Source organism: Tabrizicola sp. T74, from assembly GCF_057219935.1.
Window position 1 is genome coordinate 16,278 of sequence record NZ_JBXVVT010000001.1, and the last position, 17,615, is coordinate 33,892.

The 17,615-nt window shown below is 67.5% G+C and carries 20 protein-coding genes; 11 read left to right on the top strand and 9 right to left on the bottom strand.

Annotated features, from left to right (window positions below):
• The first annotated feature begins 13 nt into the window (after positions 1–13).
• Positions 14–889, top strand: coding sequence for an MBL fold metallo-hydrolase (locus AC2EAL_RS00080; RefSeq protein ID WP_484722136.1), 876 nt, complete (start codon positions 14–16; stop codon positions 887–889).
• A 150-nt stretch (positions 890–1,039) separates the two neighbouring features.
• Here AC2EAL_RS00080 and AC2EAL_RS00085 read toward each other — a convergent pair whose 3' ends face one another.
• From AC2EAL_RS00085 to AC2EAL_RS00100, 4 genes are all read right to left on the bottom strand, one after another.
• The gene (locus AC2EAL_RS00085; RefSeq protein ID WP_484722137.1) at positions 1,040–1,309 is read right to left on the bottom strand and encodes a hypothetical protein; all 270 of its coding nucleotides are present in this window, start codon (positions 1,307–1,309) and stop codon (positions 1,040–1,042) included.
• Positions 1,310–1,575: 266 nt separating this feature from the next.
• On the bottom strand, positions 1,576–1,773 hold the full coding sequence (locus AC2EAL_RS00090; RefSeq protein ID WP_484722138.1) for a hypothetical protein: 198 nt from the start codon (positions 1,771–1,773) through the stop codon (positions 1,576–1,578).
• 218 nt (positions 1,774–1,991) lie between these two features.
• Positions 1,992–2,243, bottom strand: coding sequence for a hypothetical protein (locus AC2EAL_RS00095; RefSeq protein ID WP_484722139.1), 252 nt, complete (start codon positions 2,241–2,243; stop codon positions 1,992–1,994).
• Positions 2,244–2,423: 180 nt separating this feature from the next.
• Entirely contained in the window at positions 2,424–3,410 is a 987-nt protein-coding gene (locus tag AC2EAL_RS00100) for a 2-hydroxyacid dehydrogenase (protein WP_484722140.1), read from the bottom strand.
• A 131-nt stretch (positions 3,411–3,541) separates the two neighbouring features.
• Here AC2EAL_RS00100 and AC2EAL_RS00105 point away from each other — a divergent pair, with 131 nt between their 5' ends.
• The 5 genes from AC2EAL_RS00105 to AC2EAL_RS00125 all read left to right on the top strand — a co-directional run bounded on the left by AC2EAL_RS00105 (position 3,542) and on the right by AC2EAL_RS00125 (position 8,469).
• The gene (locus tag AC2EAL_RS00105; protein ID WP_484722141.1) at positions 3,542–4,090 is read left to right on the top strand and encodes an SH3 domain-containing protein; all 549 of its coding nucleotides are present in this window, start codon (positions 3,542–3,544) and stop codon (positions 4,088–4,090) included.
• Positions 4,074–4,970 carry a cation diffusion facilitator family transporter gene (locus AC2EAL_RS00110; protein WP_484722142.1) on the top strand — a complete coding sequence of 299 codons (897 nt, stop codon included), beginning with the start codon at positions 4,074–4,076 and terminating at the stop codon, positions 4,968–4,970. Before AC2EAL_RS00105 ends, AC2EAL_RS00110 begins: the two co-directional genes overlap by 17 nt.
• A gap of 75 nt (positions 4,971–5,045) precedes the next feature.
• Positions 5,046–5,705: a TetR/AcrR family transcriptional regulator gene (locus AC2EAL_RS00115; protein ID WP_484722143.1), complete on the top strand. Its 660-nt coding sequence runs from the start codon at positions 5,046–5,048 to the stop codon at positions 5,703–5,705.
• A complete protein-coding gene (locus AC2EAL_RS00120) occupies positions 5,702–6,889 on the top strand; it encodes a pyridoxal phosphate-dependent aminotransferase (RefSeq protein ID WP_484722144.1) in 1,188 nt (395 codons plus the stop codon). Before AC2EAL_RS00115 ends, AC2EAL_RS00120 begins: the two co-directional genes overlap by 4 nt.
• Positions 6,886–8,469: a 5-guanidino-2-oxopentanoate decarboxylase gene (locus AC2EAL_RS00125; protein ID WP_484722145.1), complete on the top strand. Its 1,584-nt coding sequence runs from the start codon at positions 6,886–6,888 to the stop codon at positions 8,467–8,469. Before AC2EAL_RS00120 ends, AC2EAL_RS00125 begins: the two co-directional genes overlap by 4 nt.
• On the opposite strand, the gene AC2EAL_RS00130 is transcribed toward AC2EAL_RS00125, so the two are convergent.
• Complete coding sequence (locus AC2EAL_RS00130; protein WP_484722146.1) at positions 8,457–9,602, bottom strand: MFS transporter; 1,146 nt, start codon at positions 9,600–9,602, stop codon at positions 8,457–8,459. The genes AC2EAL_RS00125 and AC2EAL_RS00130 overlap by 13 nt on opposite strands.
• Positions 9,603–9,761: 159 nt before the next feature.
• Between AC2EAL_RS00130 and AC2EAL_RS00135 the strand changes: the two genes are divergently transcribed.
• Both AC2EAL_RS00135 and AC2EAL_RS00140 read left to right on the top strand, forming a co-directional pair.
• Positions 9,762–10,124 carry a DUF6404 family protein gene (locus AC2EAL_RS00135; protein WP_484722147.1) on the top strand — a complete coding sequence of 121 codons (363 nt, stop codon included), beginning with the start codon at positions 9,762–9,764 and terminating at the stop codon, positions 10,122–10,124.
• Between the two features lie 107 nt (positions 10,125–10,231).
• On the top strand, positions 10,232–10,837 hold the full coding sequence (locus AC2EAL_RS00140; RefSeq protein ID WP_484722148.1) for a 50S ribosomal protein L25/general stress protein Ctc: 606 nt from the start codon (positions 10,232–10,234) through the stop codon (positions 10,835–10,837).
• Between the two features lie 84 nt (positions 10,838–10,921).
• On the opposite strand, the gene AC2EAL_RS00145 is transcribed toward AC2EAL_RS00140, so the two are convergent.
• Complete coding sequence (locus AC2EAL_RS00145; protein WP_484722149.1) at positions 10,922–11,545, bottom strand: TetR/AcrR family transcriptional regulator; 624 nt, start codon at positions 11,543–11,545, stop codon at positions 10,922–10,924.
• Positions 11,546–11,636: 91 nt separating this feature from the next.
• Here AC2EAL_RS00145 and AC2EAL_RS00150 point away from each other — a divergent pair, with 91 nt between their 5' ends.
• On the top strand, positions 11,637–12,224 hold the full coding sequence (locus AC2EAL_RS00150) for an NAD(P)H-dependent oxidoreductase (protein ID WP_484722150.1): 588 nt from the start codon (positions 11,637–11,639) through the stop codon (positions 12,222–12,224).
• Here the strand turns inward: AC2EAL_RS00150 and AC2EAL_RS00155 are convergent.
• The gene (locus tag AC2EAL_RS00155) at positions 12,201–12,884 is read right to left on the bottom strand and encodes an FkbM family methyltransferase (protein WP_484722151.1); all 684 of its coding nucleotides are present in this window, start codon (positions 12,882–12,884) and stop codon (positions 12,201–12,203) included. The genes AC2EAL_RS00150 and AC2EAL_RS00155 overlap by 24 nt on opposite strands.
• Positions 12,885–12,951: 67 nt before the next feature.
• On the opposite strand from AC2EAL_RS00155, the gene pth reads away from it, so the two are divergent.
• Positions 12,952–13,626 carry an aminoacyl-tRNA hydrolase gene (gene pth / locus AC2EAL_RS00160; RefSeq protein ID WP_484722152.1) on the top strand — a complete coding sequence of 225 codons (675 nt, stop codon included), beginning with the start codon at positions 12,952–12,954 and terminating at the stop codon, positions 13,624–13,626.
• On the top strand, positions 13,623–14,639 hold the full coding sequence (locus tag AC2EAL_RS00165; protein ID WP_484722153.1) for a DUF2332 domain-containing protein: 1,017 nt from the start codon (positions 13,623–13,625) through the stop codon (positions 14,637–14,639). The genes pth and AC2EAL_RS00165 overlap by 4 nt, the downstream gene beginning before the upstream one ends.
• Positions 14,640–14,766: 127 nt before the next feature.
• Here the strand turns inward: AC2EAL_RS00165 and AC2EAL_RS00170 are convergent, their stop codons facing one another.
• Entirely contained in the window at positions 14,767–15,717 is a 951-nt protein-coding gene (locus AC2EAL_RS00170; protein ID WP_484723374.1) for a YcjF family protein, read from the bottom strand.
• 29 nt (positions 15,718–15,746) lie between these two features.
• Positions 15,747–17,162, bottom strand: a complete 1,416-nt coding sequence (locus tag AC2EAL_RS00175; protein ID WP_484722154.1) for a YcjX family GTP-binding protein — start codon at positions 17,160–17,162, stop codon at positions 15,747–15,749.
• Positions 17,163–17,615 lie beyond the last annotated feature (453 nt).

Sequence of the window (17,615 nt, forward strand, 5' to 3'; positions counted from 1 at the left end):
GCGGAGGCCAGCCATGTCCATCGATCTGACCGTGAAACCCGAAGTCAAAGGCTTCTTCGACCCCGCCACGAATACGATCAGCTATGTGGTCAAGGACCCGGCCTCGAACGCCTGCGCCATCGTCGATTCTGTCATGGACATCGACTATGCCGCCGGGCGCATCACCTATGACCACGCGGACGAACTCATCGCCCATGTCCGCGCCAATGGCCTGACGGTCGAATGGCTGATCGAGACACACGTCCACGCCGACCACCTTTCCGCCGCGCCCTATATCCAGCGGCAGCTTGGCGGCAAGATCGGCATCGGGCGCAACATCACCCTTGTGCAGGACACGTTCGGGAAGATCTTCAACGAAGGGACGGAATTCCAGCGCGACGGGTCACAGTTCGACCGGCTGTTCGACGACGGCGATACCTACCAGGTCGGGCAGATGACCTGCACCGCGATGCACACGCCGGGCCACACGCCCGCCTGCATGACGCACCTGATGGGCGATGCCGCCTTTGTCGGCGACACGCTCTTCATGCCCGACGGCGGCTCGGCCCGTGCCGATTTTCCGGGTGGTGATGCCGGCCAGCTTTATGACAGCATCCAGAAGGTGCTCGCCCTGCCGGACGAGACGCGGCTTTTCATGTGCCACGACTACGGGCCGAACGGCCGCGACATCCGTTGGGAGACGACCGTGGGCGAGGAACGCGCCCACAACATCCACATCGCAGGCAAGTCGCGGGCAGAGTTCATCGCGCTGCGCACCGCCCGCGACGCGACCCTTGCCATGCCAAAGCTGATCATCCCGTCCCTGCAGGTGAACATGCGCGGCGGCGACCTGCCCCCGGCGGACGAGGACGGCAAGCGGTTCCTCAAGGTGCCGATCAACGGGCTTTGACGGGCACGGCCCACAGGTCGGCAGTGCTTTGTCGCCCGTACTGATCCGGGGCGACTCAGACGATCGTTCATCTCAAGTGACAAAATGAAAACGGCAGCGCCATCAGGCGCTGCCGCTTGATCGACACGCTAAGGTGTCGGTCAGAAAGCCTTAGTTGGCTGCGTCGTCGCCGCCGCAAGCGACTGCGCAGATCAGGACCAGGCCGACGACGACCGGAACGATCCAGCCCGAACGGGGCGAAGCAGCTTCGACAGCCGGCTCTTCGGCAACGACAACCGGGCCGCCAGCAAAGCTGGTCGAAGCGGTGAGAGCGATCGTGAGCGCCAGAACGGGGGCAGCAATACGTTTCATTTCCAGTTTCCCTTCTTTCACGCGACGGTGTCCATCCATCGGATAATCCCTCTTTGCATCGCGTTTCACGAATTGCAAGCAGACCGGAGCCTTCCGTCGCAACAAATGCGACCTGTGCCAAACTTGCCTCATATTGCCAAGCCAGGCGGTCCGGCCGGGCCAAAATTCGACAGGTTAAGTCGGCAAGGAAGGGATCGGTGAGACCTGCATTCGCCGATGATTCCCGGTCGCCGCCGGATGGCGAGCGTCGCAATCGACCCCCTGGAAATACTGACGCGGCAAACCGGTCTGGTTGCCGCGTCAGGTCTCCATCGTCACTGAGACTGGCTCAGGACTCAGGTTTGCGGGTCGTCGTCACCACCACAGGCAATCGCGCAAATCAGCACCAGACCGACCACGACGGGTACGATCCAGCCCGACCGCGGCTCGGAGGCTTCGACAACGGGTTCTTCTTCGACCACGACAGGGCCGCCGGCAAAGGCGGACGAGGCGGTCATGGCAAGCGCCAGCAGCGGCGCGGCAAACTTCTTCATGGGATATCCTTTCTGTTGTCCGAGGACACCTGGACCAGCCTTCGCCGGTTCCATGGATACGCTAGGCAGCCAGAAAGCCCCATTCAACGGTTTCTTGGCCGCTGAGTCCAATCAGTGACAGATTTAGGCTTTATTGCAACATTTCCGGGCATTGCCACGTTCGCGGCCAGGGCCGTTTATCGACGAAACCAGCGCCGCCTTGTGCAGTCAGCCCCAGGTCAGTTCAGGACTTTCACCGGTTCGGGCGTCGGTGTCGGGGTCGGCGCAGGATCATCGCCGCCGCCGGCGCTTGCAACCAGACCGATCAGAAGCAGCGCCCCCAAAACCGGCAGAATACCCACCGACCGGTTCGTGTTGTCCTCGATCAGCTCGTCGTTGCCTTCCTCGATGATGACCGGCCCCCCGGCATAGGCGACTGATCCGTTGACGACCAATGCCGCAAGCACGGCAGATTTCAGGAGTTTCTGCATTGGATCCTCTCCATGTCCCTGGGTGGCGGCTTGGCTGCCGCTATCTTTCCTTAAACCCTTAGTGCGGCTCGGCGACCGCCGCAACAAACCCGGTCAGCCATTGGCGGTTTTCCACAGGAATCTCGCCCGGCACCACTATAGGTTGTGGTTCCGACACTCGGCCAGGCGGGCAGTTCGAGACTAGAACATCCCCGGGACAACCTGGTCGGGCGGCCGGTGTCCGTCGGCGAAGGTCTTGATATTGATGATGACCTTCTCGCCCATTTCCACCCGTCCCTCGATGGTGGCCGAGCCCATGTGCGGCAACAACACCACGTTGGGAAGTTCCAGAAGCCGCGGGTTGATGTCGGTGCCGTGCTCATAGACGTCCAGCCCCGCCCCCGCCAGTTCCCCGGCCCGCAGAGCCCGGGTAAGGGCGTTCTGGTCGATCACCTCCCCACGCGAGGTGTTCACCACGACGGCCGAGGGCTTCATCAGCTTCAGCCTCCGTGCATTCAGCAAGTGAAAGGTCGACGGCGTGTGCGGGCAGTTGACGCTGACGATATCCATCCGCGCCAGCATCTGGTCCAGGCTTTCCCAGTATGTCGCCTCATATTCGGCCTCGATCTCGGGGCGCAGGCGCTTGCGGTTGTGATAATGGACCTGTAGCCCGAAGGCCCTGGCCCGCCGCGCCACCGCCTGGCCGATCCGTCCCATCCCCAGGATGCCCAGCCGCCGCCCGCCCAGCCGCCCGCCCAGGTTCGCCATCGGCGACCAGCCGGTCCACCGGCCCGACTGCATGACCTGCAACCCCTCCGGGATCCGCCGCGTCACCGCCAGCATCAGCGCCATCACCATGTCCGCCGTATCCTCGGTCGAAACGCCGGGCGTGTTCGACACCAGTATCCCCCGCTGCCGGGCGGTGGCCACGTCGATATGGTCGAACCCCGCCCCGTAGTTCGCAATCAGCTTCAGCTTCTCGCCCGCCTGCGCCAACAGGCCCGCATCGATCGTGTCGGTGATCGTCGGCACCAGCACATCCGCCCGCCGCATCGCACTGGCCAGCTCCTCGCGGCTCATCGGCACATCGGGATCGCGCAGCTCGACGTCGAACAGCTCTTTCATCCGCGTCTCCACGGCCTCGGGCAGCCGTCGCGTCACGACCACAGTCAGGCGGCTGGCAGGCATGCTTATTCTCCCCGACCCTTCCAAATCCGGCGTCCTTCGGGCAAGGTGCAGCCAAGCGGGGCGATGCACAAGACCCGGTAGAGCGGTAACGGTGGCGGTGACGCAGGCGCGGCACCGGATAGGGCGGCAGGATGAAACGGATTGCAGGCGTACTGGCACTTCTCGGGGTGCTCTGGGGCAGTTCCCTGGCGGCGCAGGAAGCGGACCAGCCTGCCACCTCGGACAAGCCGCCGGAAAAACAGTGCCAGCCCGATGTCGGCTGCGTGACGAACCTGCCCCTGCCCCGTTTCGTCTCGCTGAAGGGCAGCGAGGGGAACGCCCGGCGCGGCCCCGGCCTGACCCACCGGATCGACTGGGTCTTCACCCGTGCGGGCATGCCGCTCCGCATCACCGCCGAGTTTGAAAACTGGCGCCGGGTCGAGGATTCCGAAGGCGCGGGCGGCTGGGTGCACTACTCGCTGCTCTCAGGCGTGCGGACCGTCCTCATCACGCTCGACATGGCCGAACTGCGCGATGCCCCCGACCCCAACTCCACCGTGCTCGCCCAGGCCGAGCTTGGCGTCGTCGGGCGCGTCCTGGAATGCAAGCCCGACTGGTGCCGCGTCTCGTTGGACGGCACGCGCGGCTGGCTGCAGAAATCGGCGCTTTGGGGCGTGAAGGCCGATGAAATCATCGAATAACCCTTCCCAGTCCGGCACAACGCTTACCCTTTCGGCCGGGATTGCCTCGGTTCTGGTGGCGGCCCTCTTGGTCGCGCTCAAGCTCTGGGCGCTGGCCGAAACCGGTGCTCTGTCCATCGCCGCCTCCTTGGCTGACAGCGCGATGGACCTGATCATGTCGCTCGGGGCCGCCGCCGCCATCGTCTATGCCGCCCGCCCCGCCGACGAGGATCACGCCTTTGGCCACACCTCGGCCGAGGACCTGGCCGCGCTTGGCCAATCCGCCTTCATCATGGTCTCGGCCGGGCTGATCGGCTGGGCCGCCATAGCCCGCCTTGCCGCCGACACGCCCCCGCAACTCGCGTCCGAGGGAAGGGGCCTGATCGTCATGGTCCTGTCTATCGTCCTGACGCTGGGGCTGGTCTGGTGGCAGGGCCGCGTCGCCCGCCGGACCGGCAGCAAGGTCGTCGCCGCCGACCGCCTGCACTACCTGGGTGACCTTCTCCCCAGCCTTGGCGCGATACTGGCGCTCTCGGTCTCCAGCCGCTTCGGCATCGGGTCGGTTGATGCCGTCGTGGCACTTCTGGCCGCGGGCGTCATGGCCATCGGAGCGCTGCGCATCGGCAAGGACGCCTGGGACGCGCTGATGGACCGCGCCGCCGATCCCGCGATCCTCGACGGCATCGCCGCCATCGCCCGCGACTGGCCGGGGGTGCGCGGCTTTCATGACCTGAAGACCCGCCGCGCCGGCAGCCGCGTCTTCGTCAACCTGCACATCGAACTGGACGGCGACCAGTCCCTCCGCGACGCCCATGCAATCGGGGCAAGCCTGCGCCGCGCCATCCTGGCGGCCTATCCGCAGGCAGATGTCATCATTCACAAGGATGTCCATGGCGACTAGACGACGAATCACTCGCCATCCGGTTGACTCTTGGGCATAATCTGGTATTTATACGAGTGTATAAAAGGTGACCTGATGCAACCCCCCCGCCGTCTCTACCGCCGTGAAAGTGAAGAGAACCGCCGATCCGCCTTGATTGCCGCCACACAAGAGCTTGTCGCCCAGGGGGGACCCGAGGCCGCAACCGTCCGCGCTATCGCGGAACGCGCCGGGGTGACGCCGGGCCTGATCCGGCATTACTTCCAGTCCAAGGACGAGTTGAACCGCGCCGCCTACCGCGCGCTGATGGACGGGATGACCGCCAAGGGCTCGGATGCGATCGAAGGGGTGGGGGCCCAGCCTGCCGAACGCCTGGCCGCCTTCGTCGCCGCCTCGCTGCGCCCGCCGGTGCTTGACGCAGGCGCCGTCGTGCTCTGGGCCGGGTACATGCACAAGGTGCGCAGTGACCCTGATCTGCTGGCGGTTCACGAATCGGCCTATCTGTCCTATCGGGACACGCTGCAAAAGCTGATCGAGACCCTGCCGCGTGAAACCGAGCCGGGCCAGACCCGGCGCGAGGCCATCGCCTGCAACGCGGTGATCGACGGGCTCTGGGTCGAAGGTTCGCTGTTGCCGACAACCTTTGCCCCGGGCGAAGTGGTGTCGATCGGCCTGCAATCGATCGGAGCGATCCTCGGGGTTGACTTGCTTGCCTATACGGCCCTCTTGCCGGACTTCGGAAGGACCAAAGCATGAGATACGCCTCTGTCACCGACCGGCTGGCCGGACTGGGGGGTGCCAAGTGGGCGCTCCATGCCCGCGCCCGCGCCATGAAGGCGGCAGGGGAAGAGATCATCGAACTGACCATCGGTGAACCCGACGTGCCGACGCCAACCCGCTTCATCGAGGCTGCGACGCGCTCGATGTCTTCGGGCCGCACCGGCTATTCCAACGGGCGGGGCGAGCCTGGCGTCGTCGCTGCCCTTGCCGCCCGCTATTCTGCCCGGCGGGGCCGCGAAATCACCCGCGACCAGATCATGTGCCTGCCCGGCACCCAGACCGTCCTCTACGGCGTCCTGCGCGCTCTGGCCGAGGCCGGGGACGAAGTGCTGATCGGCGACCCGATGTATGCCACCTACGAAGGCCTGATCGCCCAGACCGGCGCCACCGCAGTCCCGGTGCCGCTGCGCCCCGAACATGGCTTCCGCATGCAGGTCGCCGATGTCGCCGCCCGTATCACGCCCCGCTCGCGCGTCCTGTTCCTGAACACCCCCCACAACCCCACCGGCGCCGTCCTGCGGGCCGAGGACATCCGCGCGCTCGGTGCCCTTGCCCAGGCTCACGACCTCTGGATCGTCTCGGACGAGGTGTATGAGGATCTGGTCTTCCCCAACGTCCCCTTCGCCTCGCCGCTGGACTTTCCCGAACTCGCCGACCGCACCGTGGTCGCCTCCTCGATCTCCAAGTCGCATGCCGCCCCCGGCTTCCGCTCGGGCTGGTGCGTCGGCCCGGCCGAATTCTGCGCCCGCCTCCTGCCGCTTTCAGAAACCATGCTTTTCGGGTCGCAGCCCTTCATCGCCGACCTCACCGAACTTGCAGTTTCCGAACCTTCGCCGGTGTCGGACGGGATGGTCGACCGCTTCTCCCGCCGCGCCGCGATCCTGGCCCAGACGCTGGATGGCGTCGGCGGCCTGCGCGTCCACCGGCCCGAGGCGGGCATGTTCGCCCTGGTCGACGTCCGCGCCACCGGCCTTTCGGGGGAGGCCTTCGCCTCGGGCCTTCTCGACAGCCAGAAGGTCGCGGTCATGCCCGGCGAAAGCTTCGGGGCCGGGCTCAGCGGCTGGCTGCGCCTGTCCTTGACCCAACCCGATGACCGTACCACTCTGGCGGCGACGCGCATTGCCGCCCATGCGGCAAGCATTCTGGGGAACGCAGCATGACCACCGTCGGCATCCGTCTGGTCGAGGGCCTGATCGCCCGCGGCATCGACACCGTCTTCGGCATTCCGGGCGTCCACACGATCGAGCTTTACCGCGGCCTCGCCGCCGCCGGGGACAAGATCCGCCACGTCACCCCCCGCCACGAACAGGGCGCTGGCTTCATGGCCGACGGCTATGCCCGGGTCGCTGGCAAACCCGCCGCTGCCTTCGTCATCACCGGACCGGGCCTCACCAACACCCTCACCGCAATGGCCCAGGCCAAGGCCGACAGCGTCCCCATGCTCGTCGTCTCGGGCCTTGGCCGCAGCGATACGCTCGGCAAGGGCCTCGGCCGCCTGCACGAACTCCCCGACCAGGGCGCGATGGTGGCCGCCCTCTGCCACACCGAAACCGTCACCGACCCCAAGAAACTGGGCGAGGTCCTGGACCGCGCCTTCGCCGCGATGACCGCCGGTCGCCCCGGCCCCGCGCATATCCAGATTTCCACCAACATGATGGGCCAGCCCTGCCCGGAACTGCCGCCCCCGGTCGTCTCGGGCAGTGCCGTGCCCCTGCCGCTGGGTCGCCTTCGCTCCATCGCCACCGCGCTGAACGAGGCCGAGAAGATCGTCATCCTTGCCGGTGGCGGCACCCGCGGGGCCGAGACAGCCCTGCAGAAGCTGGCCGAATCCATCGACGCGCCGGTGGTCCAGACCGTCAACGCCCGCGGCGCGATGTTCGGCCACCGGCTCGTGGTCCCCGCCTCTCCCAGCCTCGCATCCGTCCGCAAGCTGATTGCCGAGGCCGACCAGATCCTCGCCATCGGGACGGAACTTGGCCCCACCGACTATGATATGTACGTCAACGGCCGCGTCCCCGACCTGTCGAACATGATCCGCATCGACATTTGCGCCGACCAGCTCGCACGCCACAAGGCGAAGATGCCGATCAAGGCCGATGCCGGGGCGATGATGGCCGCGCTGATGCCGATGACGATCCGTGCCAACCGCGAAGGCGCCGAACGGGCCGAAGCCACGCGCCAGGCCGCCCGGGCCGAGCTTGCCACCCTGTCCGAACAGATGCCCGCCCAGCTCGACATGGTCGAGGCGATCCGCGACACCCTGCAGCACGCCATCATCGTCGGCGACAGCACCCAGCCGGTCTATGCCGCGAACCTCTACTACGACCACGACCGCCCCGGCGGCTGGTTCAACGCCGCCACCGGCTATGGCGCGCTTGGCTATGCCCCGGGTGCCGCGGTCGGCGCCGCCCTCGCCGCCCCCGGCGTGCCCGTGGTCTGCCTGATCGGCGACGGCGGGTTGCAGTTCTCACCGGGAGAGTTGCGCACCGCGCTGGACGAAAAGCTGCCCATCACCTTCATCGTCTGGAACAACGCGGGCTTCCGCGAAATCGCCGACGCCATGCGGCAGGGCAAGGTCGACCCGATCCTCGGCTGCGACCCCTCGCCCTTGGACATGGAGCACTTCGCCATGGCCTGCGACCTGCCCTTCGCCCGCGTCTCGCAGGACCCCTACGAACTGGCCGAGATCCTCGACACCCCCCAGGACGGCCCCCGGTTCCTTGAGGTTCAGGCCCGCTGACGCCGCAGGATCGGGGCCAGGACGAAGACCATCGCCACCAGGCAGGCGGCCCAGATGAAGGCAAAGCGCAGGCCAAAGGTGCCCGCGATCACGCCCAGAAGCGGCGGTCCGACGAAATAGCCGAAGTAGCCCAGCAGCGTCGCCCGCGCGATGGCCCGGGCGCGGGCTTTATCGTCGCTCATCTGCCCCACCAACGAAAACGCCGTCGGCGCCAGGACCGAGGCGCCGATGCCCATCACGAAGAACCCCAGGTAGGCCACCCAGGGCGCCCAGGCCTGCGCCACGACCAGTGCGCCCAACGCCGCGATCACCGCGCCTGTCCGCAGGATGGTGAAGGGATCGACCCGCCCCGCAAGCCACTGTCCCCCAAGCCGCGCAAAGCCCATCGTCAAGGCCAGCATCGCCGGGCCCAGCGCGCCTTCCTCCGGGCTGCCGCCAAGCGTCTTCTCGATATGCAGCGCCGACCAGTTCTCGGCCGCGTTCTCGGTCATGAAGGCGATCAGCACCATGCCACCCCCGATCACCGGCACCCAGCCCAAAGGCGCGGCCGAGCCGTCCTTGGGCTTGCGCAGCCCGTCGATCCGCCCGTCACGCTCGATGGTCAGGGCCGCGCAGGCGACCCCCACGGCGGCCATCGTCCCCATCACCCAGTCCGGGCCCCAGCCCGCGCCGCGCAAGACCCCGGTCAGCACCGCGCCGCCCGCATAACCGAAGGAATAGGCCGCGTGCGCGAGGTTCATCAGGTGAACCCCCCGCTGCGTCTCGATTGCCGCGACGCGCGCGTTCATCAGCACATCGGTCAAGCCCGTCGCCGCCCCGGCACAAGCCATCGCCAGCGGGAACAGCCACCAGACCGACGCCTGCCCCGGCAGCGCGAAGGCCAGCGCCATCATGAGCACCGCCAGTGGCAGCGCCACCCGCCCCATCGCCGCCCCGAACATCGGCGCTGCCAGCATCGCGCTGATTGCCGCGATGGGCGTCATGAAGATCAGCAGGCCCAGCTGCGCCTCGTCGACCCCCAGCATCGCCTTTAGGTCCGGCAGGACTGCCGCAAAGGTCCCCCAAAGCACACCCATCGCCGCAAAGGCCCCGATGGCGGGGCGCGCGATGGCAAGCGTATGTAGGGGGATCATCAGGTTGCTCCGGGGGCAGGAAGACGACAGCTAGCCCGCCGGGCCGCCTGTATCCTGCCCACCCGCGACCTCGCACCATGCCGAAAGCGACAGCGCCGAGCCAAAATCCTGCCAACTTCTGGAAGGATAGCTTCGGCACGACACAACCAGAGGTGCAGGATGAGTTCAGAATACCACCTGAAGCTTCAGCGCGCGCTTGGCCTCGCCATCGAGGCGGGGATCTCGGGCAGCTTTCCTCCCCTCCTGCGCAGCCTCAGCAAACTCGGCCTGCCGGTCCGTCCCCTGCATTACATGTCGGTCCCAGGGCTGGTGATCTTCCTGACCCTTGGCCTCAGCACCGTCATCCTGTGTTTCCACTGGCTGGCCATGTCCCTTGATAGCGCAGCCTGGGCTGTGCGCGTCTTGCAGAACATCGGCGTCTCGGGCAGCATTGCCTTCGGCGTGACGGCGGGCATGCTTACCGCCATCGTGATCCGATTCCAGGCCCTTCGCGCCGATCTGCCCGCCTGGCGCGACCTCTGACCGCAGGGGAACTTCGCGCTTTCCTTCCTGCCGATTCGTCGCTATAGCCCCCGGGTCGCGCCATGCACCCTTGGAGGATGGCGGACCTAACATACTGGAGAACACCTATGGCACGCGAGATCGTCGATCTTCTGGCCGAGGTACGGACGGGGACAGGCAAGGGGGCCGCCCGTCAAGCCCGTCGTGAGGGCACCGTACCTGGCATCGTCTACGGCGACGGGGTTGCACCCCAGCCGATCAAGATGAACTACAACTACCTCCTGACCAAGCTGCGGCAGGGCCGTTTCCTGCAGACGCTGTTCAACCTGAAAGTCGAAGGCCAGCCCGACGTGCACGTCGTCTGCCGCGGCGTCCAGCGTGACGTGGTCAAGGACCTGCCTACGCATGTCGACTTCATGCGCATCCACGATGACAGCCGGATCGAGCTGTTCATCCACGTGACCTTCATCAACCACGAAGCCTCGCCCGGCCTCAAGCGTGGCGGCACGCTGACCGTGGTGCGCCCGGAAGTGGAACTGGAAGTCACCGCGGCCGACATCCCCGATCACATCACGGTCGACCTGACCGGAAGGAAGATCGGCGACGTCATCCACATCAACGACATCGAGCTTCCCGCCGGCGTGAAGCCGACCATCGCGCGGAACTTCGTGATCGCCAACATCGCGGCCCCGTCGGGCCTGGTGTCGGAAGAGAACGCCGAAGCTTCGGCATAAGTCGTCCGACAGAACCATCGCTCGGGGGGCCTTCGGGCCCCCCGCTGCATTTTTCGGACCTACGCTCCAGTGGCGCGCACCCACCTACGAGAAGACAAAGTCGTAGACAGAGCTGCCTCCTCCAGATGGTCCCAGCAGCGCTTCGGTCATGTCGATCAGCAGTCTGTCCGCCCGCGCCCGCACCGCCGCCGCATCCCCATGCATCCCGCACTGGGCCGAGGCCGCGGCATGGAAGATCAACGCCATCAGCGCCTCAGCCAGCACCTCCGGCGCCCGGCGCGGGTCGATCCCTCCCCTTGCCTGCATTCTGGCCAGGCCTTCGGCAAGCCGCTCGATCAGTAGGCAGATCAGCCAGTCCAATCCCAGACCCGCCCCAGCCGGCCCACTGAACCGCGCCAGAAGCGCCACCGTATCGGCATCAGCGGCATATAGCGCGTAGATCCGTTCTACGGCCTGCATCAGTTGGGCCCGATCCTGCGGGACCGGCAGCCCCTCCAGCTCTTCGGCCAGCCGTTCCGCCAGCAGCGCCGCCAGGAAATGATCGCGGTCGGGAAAATGCGCGAAGAACGTCCCCTTCGCTGTCCCCGCCCGCAGCACGACCTCCTCGGTCCGCAGGCCAGCCATGCCCGCTTCGGCTACGATCTCCCGACCGGCAGTCAACAGCCGTTCCCGTGTCGCCAGCGTCCGCGCCTGCACTTTCCGCGTCATGCGCGGCCCCCGTGAAACTGACACCGGTCAAAATATTTGACTACGGTCATTTTATCTACAATACTGACCATGGTCAATTTAAGAGGCTCCCATGTCCCGTCGTATCCTCATCGTCGATCTTCACCCTGCCAGACTGTCACTCAGCGCCGCCCTTGCGCAAGCCTATCGCTCGGGCGCCGAGGCGTCGGGCCACGAGGTCCGCACGGCCACCCTGTCCGAAATGGCCTTCAACCCCGACTTCGGGCAGGCAAGCTTTCGCAACGCCCCCGCCCTGGAACCCGATCTCGAAACCTTCCGCGAGAACCTCCTCTGGGCCGAACATGTCGTGTTCGTCACACCCATGTGGTGGGGCGGGCTGCCAGCCAAGGCCAAGGGCCTGTTCGACCGCACCCTGCTCCCCGGCTTCGCCTTCGACCCGCGCCAGCGTCGGATGGGCGTACCGACCCCGCTCCTCTCCGGCCGCACTGCACATTTCATGCTGACCTCCGACACCCCCGCCTGGGCCTTCTGGCTGATGTATGGTCGGGCGCTGAAACAGCAGGTCCACCGCCAGATCCTGGCCTTCGTCGGTCTCAAACCCGTGCGCCATACGCATTACTCGCCCGTCGAGCACAGTACGCCCGACCTCCGCGCGCGCTGGATCAGCGACACCCGATCACTCGGAGCCCGTGCCGCCTGACCGGCGAAAGACCAACGTGTCCTTCTTCGCGCCCTCGGCCGTCTCGAACCCCTGCGCCGCCAGCGCCGCCGCGATCCGCGCCACGCCCTCCGGGCCATAGACCTGAGGATGCGTCTCCACCACCACCAGCCGTACCCCCGGCAGCGGTTCGCACAACACCTCCAGCTCGCCCCCCTCGATGTCGCAGGAAATCACTGTGGGCGCGAACCGCGCGAGCAGCTTGCCCAAGGGCCGCGCCGGAACCCGGATCACTTCGGCATTCTCCGGCCAGCCGTCCGGCCCCTTCAGCGCGCTCGCCCAGAAGGCAGGCCGCTGGCCAAACTCCACTTCGCCTTCTCCCGCCGCCACCACAGCGCCCTTAAGCACCTTGACGCCTTCGAACCCGTTCGCCGCCAGGTTCCGCCGGGCGAGCCTTACCGTCTCCGGCCCCGCCTCGACCCCCATCACTGCGTCCTCCCCCACCACCCCCGCCGCCAGCGCGCAGGTCAGACCCAGCCCAGCGCCCAGATCCAGCATCCGGTCCCCCGGCCGCAGATGCAGCAGCAGCGCATCCGCCTCGTGGTTCTCGTAGCGGCCCGCCGACAGCGACCGCTCCAGGTTGCCCTTCAGCGCCGCCTCCGGCAGGTACAGCGTCAGGCCGCGTAGGGTGAAGGCGCGCATCCGGGTCCCGTTGTCTCAATCCTGCGCCAAAGCTATACCCCACCCGACGCAGTTGGGGAGAGCATTCGTGAAACTCTGGGTCGGTCTCGGCAATCCCGGCGCGAAATATGCGGGCAACCGGCACAACATCGGCTTCATGGCCCTTGACCGCATCGCCGCCGATCACGGCTTTTCCCCCTGGCGCAAGGCCTTCCAGGGCCTCGTCGCCGAAGGCCGCCTGGGGGCCGAAAAGGTCGCGCTCCTGAAACCCGAGACCTTCATGAACCTCTCCGGCCAATCGGTCCAGGCCGCCGTCGCCTTCTGGAAACTCCCCCTCGCCGACCTCACCGTCTTCCATGACGAACTTGACCTCGCCCCCGGCAAACTGCGCCTGAAACAGGGCGGCGGCCATGCGGGCCACAACGGCCTCCGCTCGATCCACGGCCACCTCGGCGATGATTACGCCCGCGTCCGCCTTGGCATCGGCCACCCCGGCCACAAGGACGCCGTCGCCGCTTACGTCCTGCACGACTTCGCCAAGGCCGATGCCGAGTGGCTCGAAGACCTCCTCCGCGGCATCTCCGACGGCGCCCCGGCTCTGGCCGAGGGCGACGGGCAAAAGTTCATGAACGCCGTCGCCCTCCGCACCGCCCCGCCGCGCTCCTCGACGACGAAAGAAAAGCCCGAGGCACCAGCACCAACCCAGGAGCCGCCGCAAGACACCCGCAGCCCGATGCAAAAGCTTTTGGACAAGTTCCGGTGACCCCCATCCGCCAGGCCTTCCACCAACAGGCCGAAGCTTGCGCCGCACTCGGCTCGCCCCTGATGGAACGCCTGATGACGGGCCTTGCAGACCGGCTTGAACCCGGTGACCCCGTCGCAGACCGCGTTCTCGGCTGGCAGGGCGACCCCTCTGCCAAAGCCGACTCCGTTCCGCTTCGCCTTGCCGGAGGCCTCCACGCCCTCGTCCTCACGGGCAACGACCCCACCCTCGCCGCCGCCTATGCCTCCGGCATCGACCCTACCCCCGAGGCCCTTGCCGCCCTGGCCCGCCACCCCGCCTTCCTCCTCGACTGGCTGAAATCTCCACCCCAGACCAACGAAGTCCGCCGCTCCGCCCCCCTGATCGCCGCCGCGCACTGGCTGACCCAGCGCTTCGGCCTGCCCCTCATCCTCTCCGAACTCGGCGCCAGCGCAGGCCTCAATCTCCTCTGGGACAACTACGCCCTGCGCATCGGCGACCGGTCCTTCGGTCCCCCCGCCCCGGCCCTCACCCTGACCCCAGACTGGACCGGCCCGCCCCCGCCTCAAGCGACGCCCACAATACTTGACCGCCGAGGCACCGACCTGAACCCGCTCGACCCGGTCACGGACAGCCTCCGCCTCCTGGCCTACCTCTGGCCCGACCAACCCGACCGCCTAGCTCGCACCCGCGCCGCGCTCGACCTCGCCGCCCGAGCCCGCCCGCAAATCGACCGCGCCGATGCCGCCGACTGGCTGGAAACCCGCCTCGCCACCCCCACCCCCGACGCCCTGCACTTGGTCTTCCACACCGTCGCCTGGCAATACTTCCCACCCGCCACGCAGGCCCGAGCGCTCGCCGCGATGGAACGTGCCGGGCAAACCACCCCCATCGCCCGCCTGTCGATGGAAGCCGACGGCCAAAGCCCCGGAGCCGCCCTCACCCTGACCCTCTGGCCCGGCGGCGACACCCTCCCCCTCGGCCGCGCCGATTTCCACGGCCGCTGGGTCGACTGGCAGGCCCCCGCGCCCTAGGCTTTCTCTTCCACAAGTATCCTCGGGGGGTTTGGGGGGCGAAGCGCCCCCGGGCGCCCGAGGAGGAGGCGCAGCCCGACGACGAGACAAAAGGCTCGCGCGCCAGCGCTCCTTTCGAAACCCGCCCCTACCCGCGCGCCACCAGCCCCGTCAGCGCCCGCGACACCAGCGACGACACGGCCGGCCGCTCCAGCGCGACAAAGGGCAAGGGCCGGCACAGCTCCATCGCCGCCACCCCCACCCGTGCCGTCAGCGCACCGTTCACCACGCCCTCACCGAACCGACGCGACAGCTTCGACAGCACCCCGCCCCCCGCGACCGACCCGATCATGTCATCGGTCAGCGCCAGGGCCCCCGCCGCCACCAGCGATCCGAACACCCGGCGCAAAAGCTTCAAACTCCCGAAACTCCCCGACCGACCCCCGTAGATCTCGGCAATCCGCCGGATCATCCGCAGGTTCGCCACCGCCGCCGTCGCCACATCGGCCAAGGCGATGGGCACCAACGCCGTGACCGTCGCCACCTGCCGCGCCGCGCTCTCGATCACCAGCCGCGCCTCGGCGTCGAGCGTGGTCAGCAGCTCCCGCTCGGCCAGCGACAGCAGGGCATCGGCATCCATCACCTCGCCCTCGCGCTCGGCCAGCCGCGCCCGGCCCCAGGCGGTATCCCCCCGCGCGCCGTATAGCGAAACCAACCCGGAGACGACCCCCCGCGCCGCCTTAAGGTCCGCCGCCGCCCGCGCTTCCACCGCCCGCGCCCGCAGGGCATCTAGCCGCCCGAGCCGCAGGAAGGCCCCCCATTCGCGCAAGGCCAGGACCAGCCCTGCCATGACCGCCAGCACCACCAGGACAAAGGCCGCCCAGCCCAGCACCACGTTCCGCGCCAGCAAGGCCGTGACAAAGTCATAGGCCGCGACCGACAGCGCAAAGCTGAACAGCGCCCCGAAGGCCCAGACCGCGAACCGCGTCAGCCCCGACCCGCGCCGTTGTGCCAGGGCCGCAACGGCCTGCATCGCCTGCCCCTCGGGCAGTGCATCGGGCACAGGCGGCGCCAGCGACGGATCGACGGCCTCCTCCATCTCTTCCAGGAAGGGCTTCGGCGGACGGCTCACAGCTGGTCTCCGATCAGGAACTCGACGGCCCGGTCCAGCCGGATATGCGGCGGCCCTTCCCCCGGCTTCAGGTTCAACCGCGCAGGCGCAAAGGTCATCAGACTGTAGTCCGCATCCAGCCAGGCCTCCGCCCCCTCGCGCGCCGGGGATAACAGGCGCGCAGGGTCAGACGGCAGCGCGCCGGGATACATCAGCGCGGGCTTCCCCGTCGCCTGCAGCACGCCTCGCACCGCCGGAACCTCCACCCCGTCCCGCGTCACCACTTCCTCGACCGTCGCCCGCAAGCTCGCCAGCGACATCGCCTCGGTCCGCGCGCCGGAATAGTCGGCGCGGGCCTTCGCGTCAGCCAGAAGCCCCGCCGTGATCGCCGTCAGCGCCGGGTGCTGTTCATGGTGCAAATGGTCAGCCTTCGTCGCCGCGAACAGGATGCGTTCCACCCGATGCGCGCCGAACAGGCCCGAAAGCCAGGTGTTCCGCCCCGGCCGGAAGGCCTGCAGCACCTCCGCCATCACCCGCCGCAGGTCCTCCACGGCGCGCGGCCCCTGGTGGATCGCGCCCAGCACGTCAGCCAGCACCACCTGCCGGTCAATCTTCTGGAAATGCTCGCGGAAGAAGGGCTGGACCACGCGCGACTTGTAGGCCTCATACCGCCGCTCCATCTCGCGCCAAAGGCTCGACCGGCCCGTGGTGGCGGGCTTCGGCAAGGGCGCAAAGGTCAGGACCGGGGACCCTGCCAGGTCCCCCGGCAACAGGAACCGGCCCGGGGTGACATCGACCCGGCCCAGATCGCGCGCGGCGGTCAGGTAGGCGGTGAATGCCTCGGCCAGCGCCCGGGCCTTCGCCTCCTCCAGCTTCAGCGCGCCATCTTCGGCCCGGGCGAGCGCAAGGTAGGCCGCCGCCTCGGCGCGTTTCTCCAGCCGGGCCAAGGTGCCTTCTGACCAGGCCTCATAGCTCTGGTCGAGGAGGGAGAGGTCAAGGAGCCACTCGCCCGGGTAATCGACGATGTCGAGATGCAGCGTGTGCGGCCCCCGCCAGGACGAGAAGAACCCGGCAGGCTGCACCCGGAAAGACAGGCGCAGCTCGGATATCGCGCGGGTGGAGGCAGGCCAGCGCGGCTGGTCTCCCGTCAGCGCGGCAAGGTGCGCCTCGTAGTCGAAGCGGGGCAGCGTGACGTCGGGTTGGGGCTGCAAGTAGACGGCCTGGATGCGGCCCTCGGCTTGCGCGCGCAGCTGCGGCATCCGGCCCCGGTTCAGAAGGTTCGCGACGAGGGCGGTGATGAAGACGGTCTTGCCCGCCCGGGAGAGGCCGGTGACGCCAAGGCGGAGCGTGGTGTCAAAGAAGGTCTCCGAAAGGCTCGCCCCGGCCGTCTCGATCCCGCGGGTGATCCCGTCCGTCAGCCCGGAGAATGCCACGTCCCGCGTCCCTTTCCTGCGTGGGGTCAAGATAGGGGGCCAGGGCCGGGAATGGAAGCCATAGGGCTTGTCCACGCGGGACAGGCTTGTCGTATCCGGCAATTCCAAGCGCTCGGCTGTGGGCGTTAGGAGACTGGCAAGGGTTGCGTAGGATTGGATTTGGCGCGAGTTTTCTGGGGCCTCTTGTCATTGGTTCGGCAGCCGCCCACGTTCCGTCGTGCACTTAAGGATTGGGTCTCGAATAATGTACGCGCTGGCAAGGTTCGCGGAACGGTGCCTGGTCCGCCTCCGTAAAGGTACCCCGGGCGAGGGTAGATGGAAGCGGACCGCGACCATCCTCGCCGCCCTGCTTGTCATCGCTGCTGCGGTTACGATCTCCTACCTTCGGATGGCCTATCAGTGGAGCCGATGACTGGGCCACCAGTGGAGTGCCGCATTCACAAGCCGCACCTT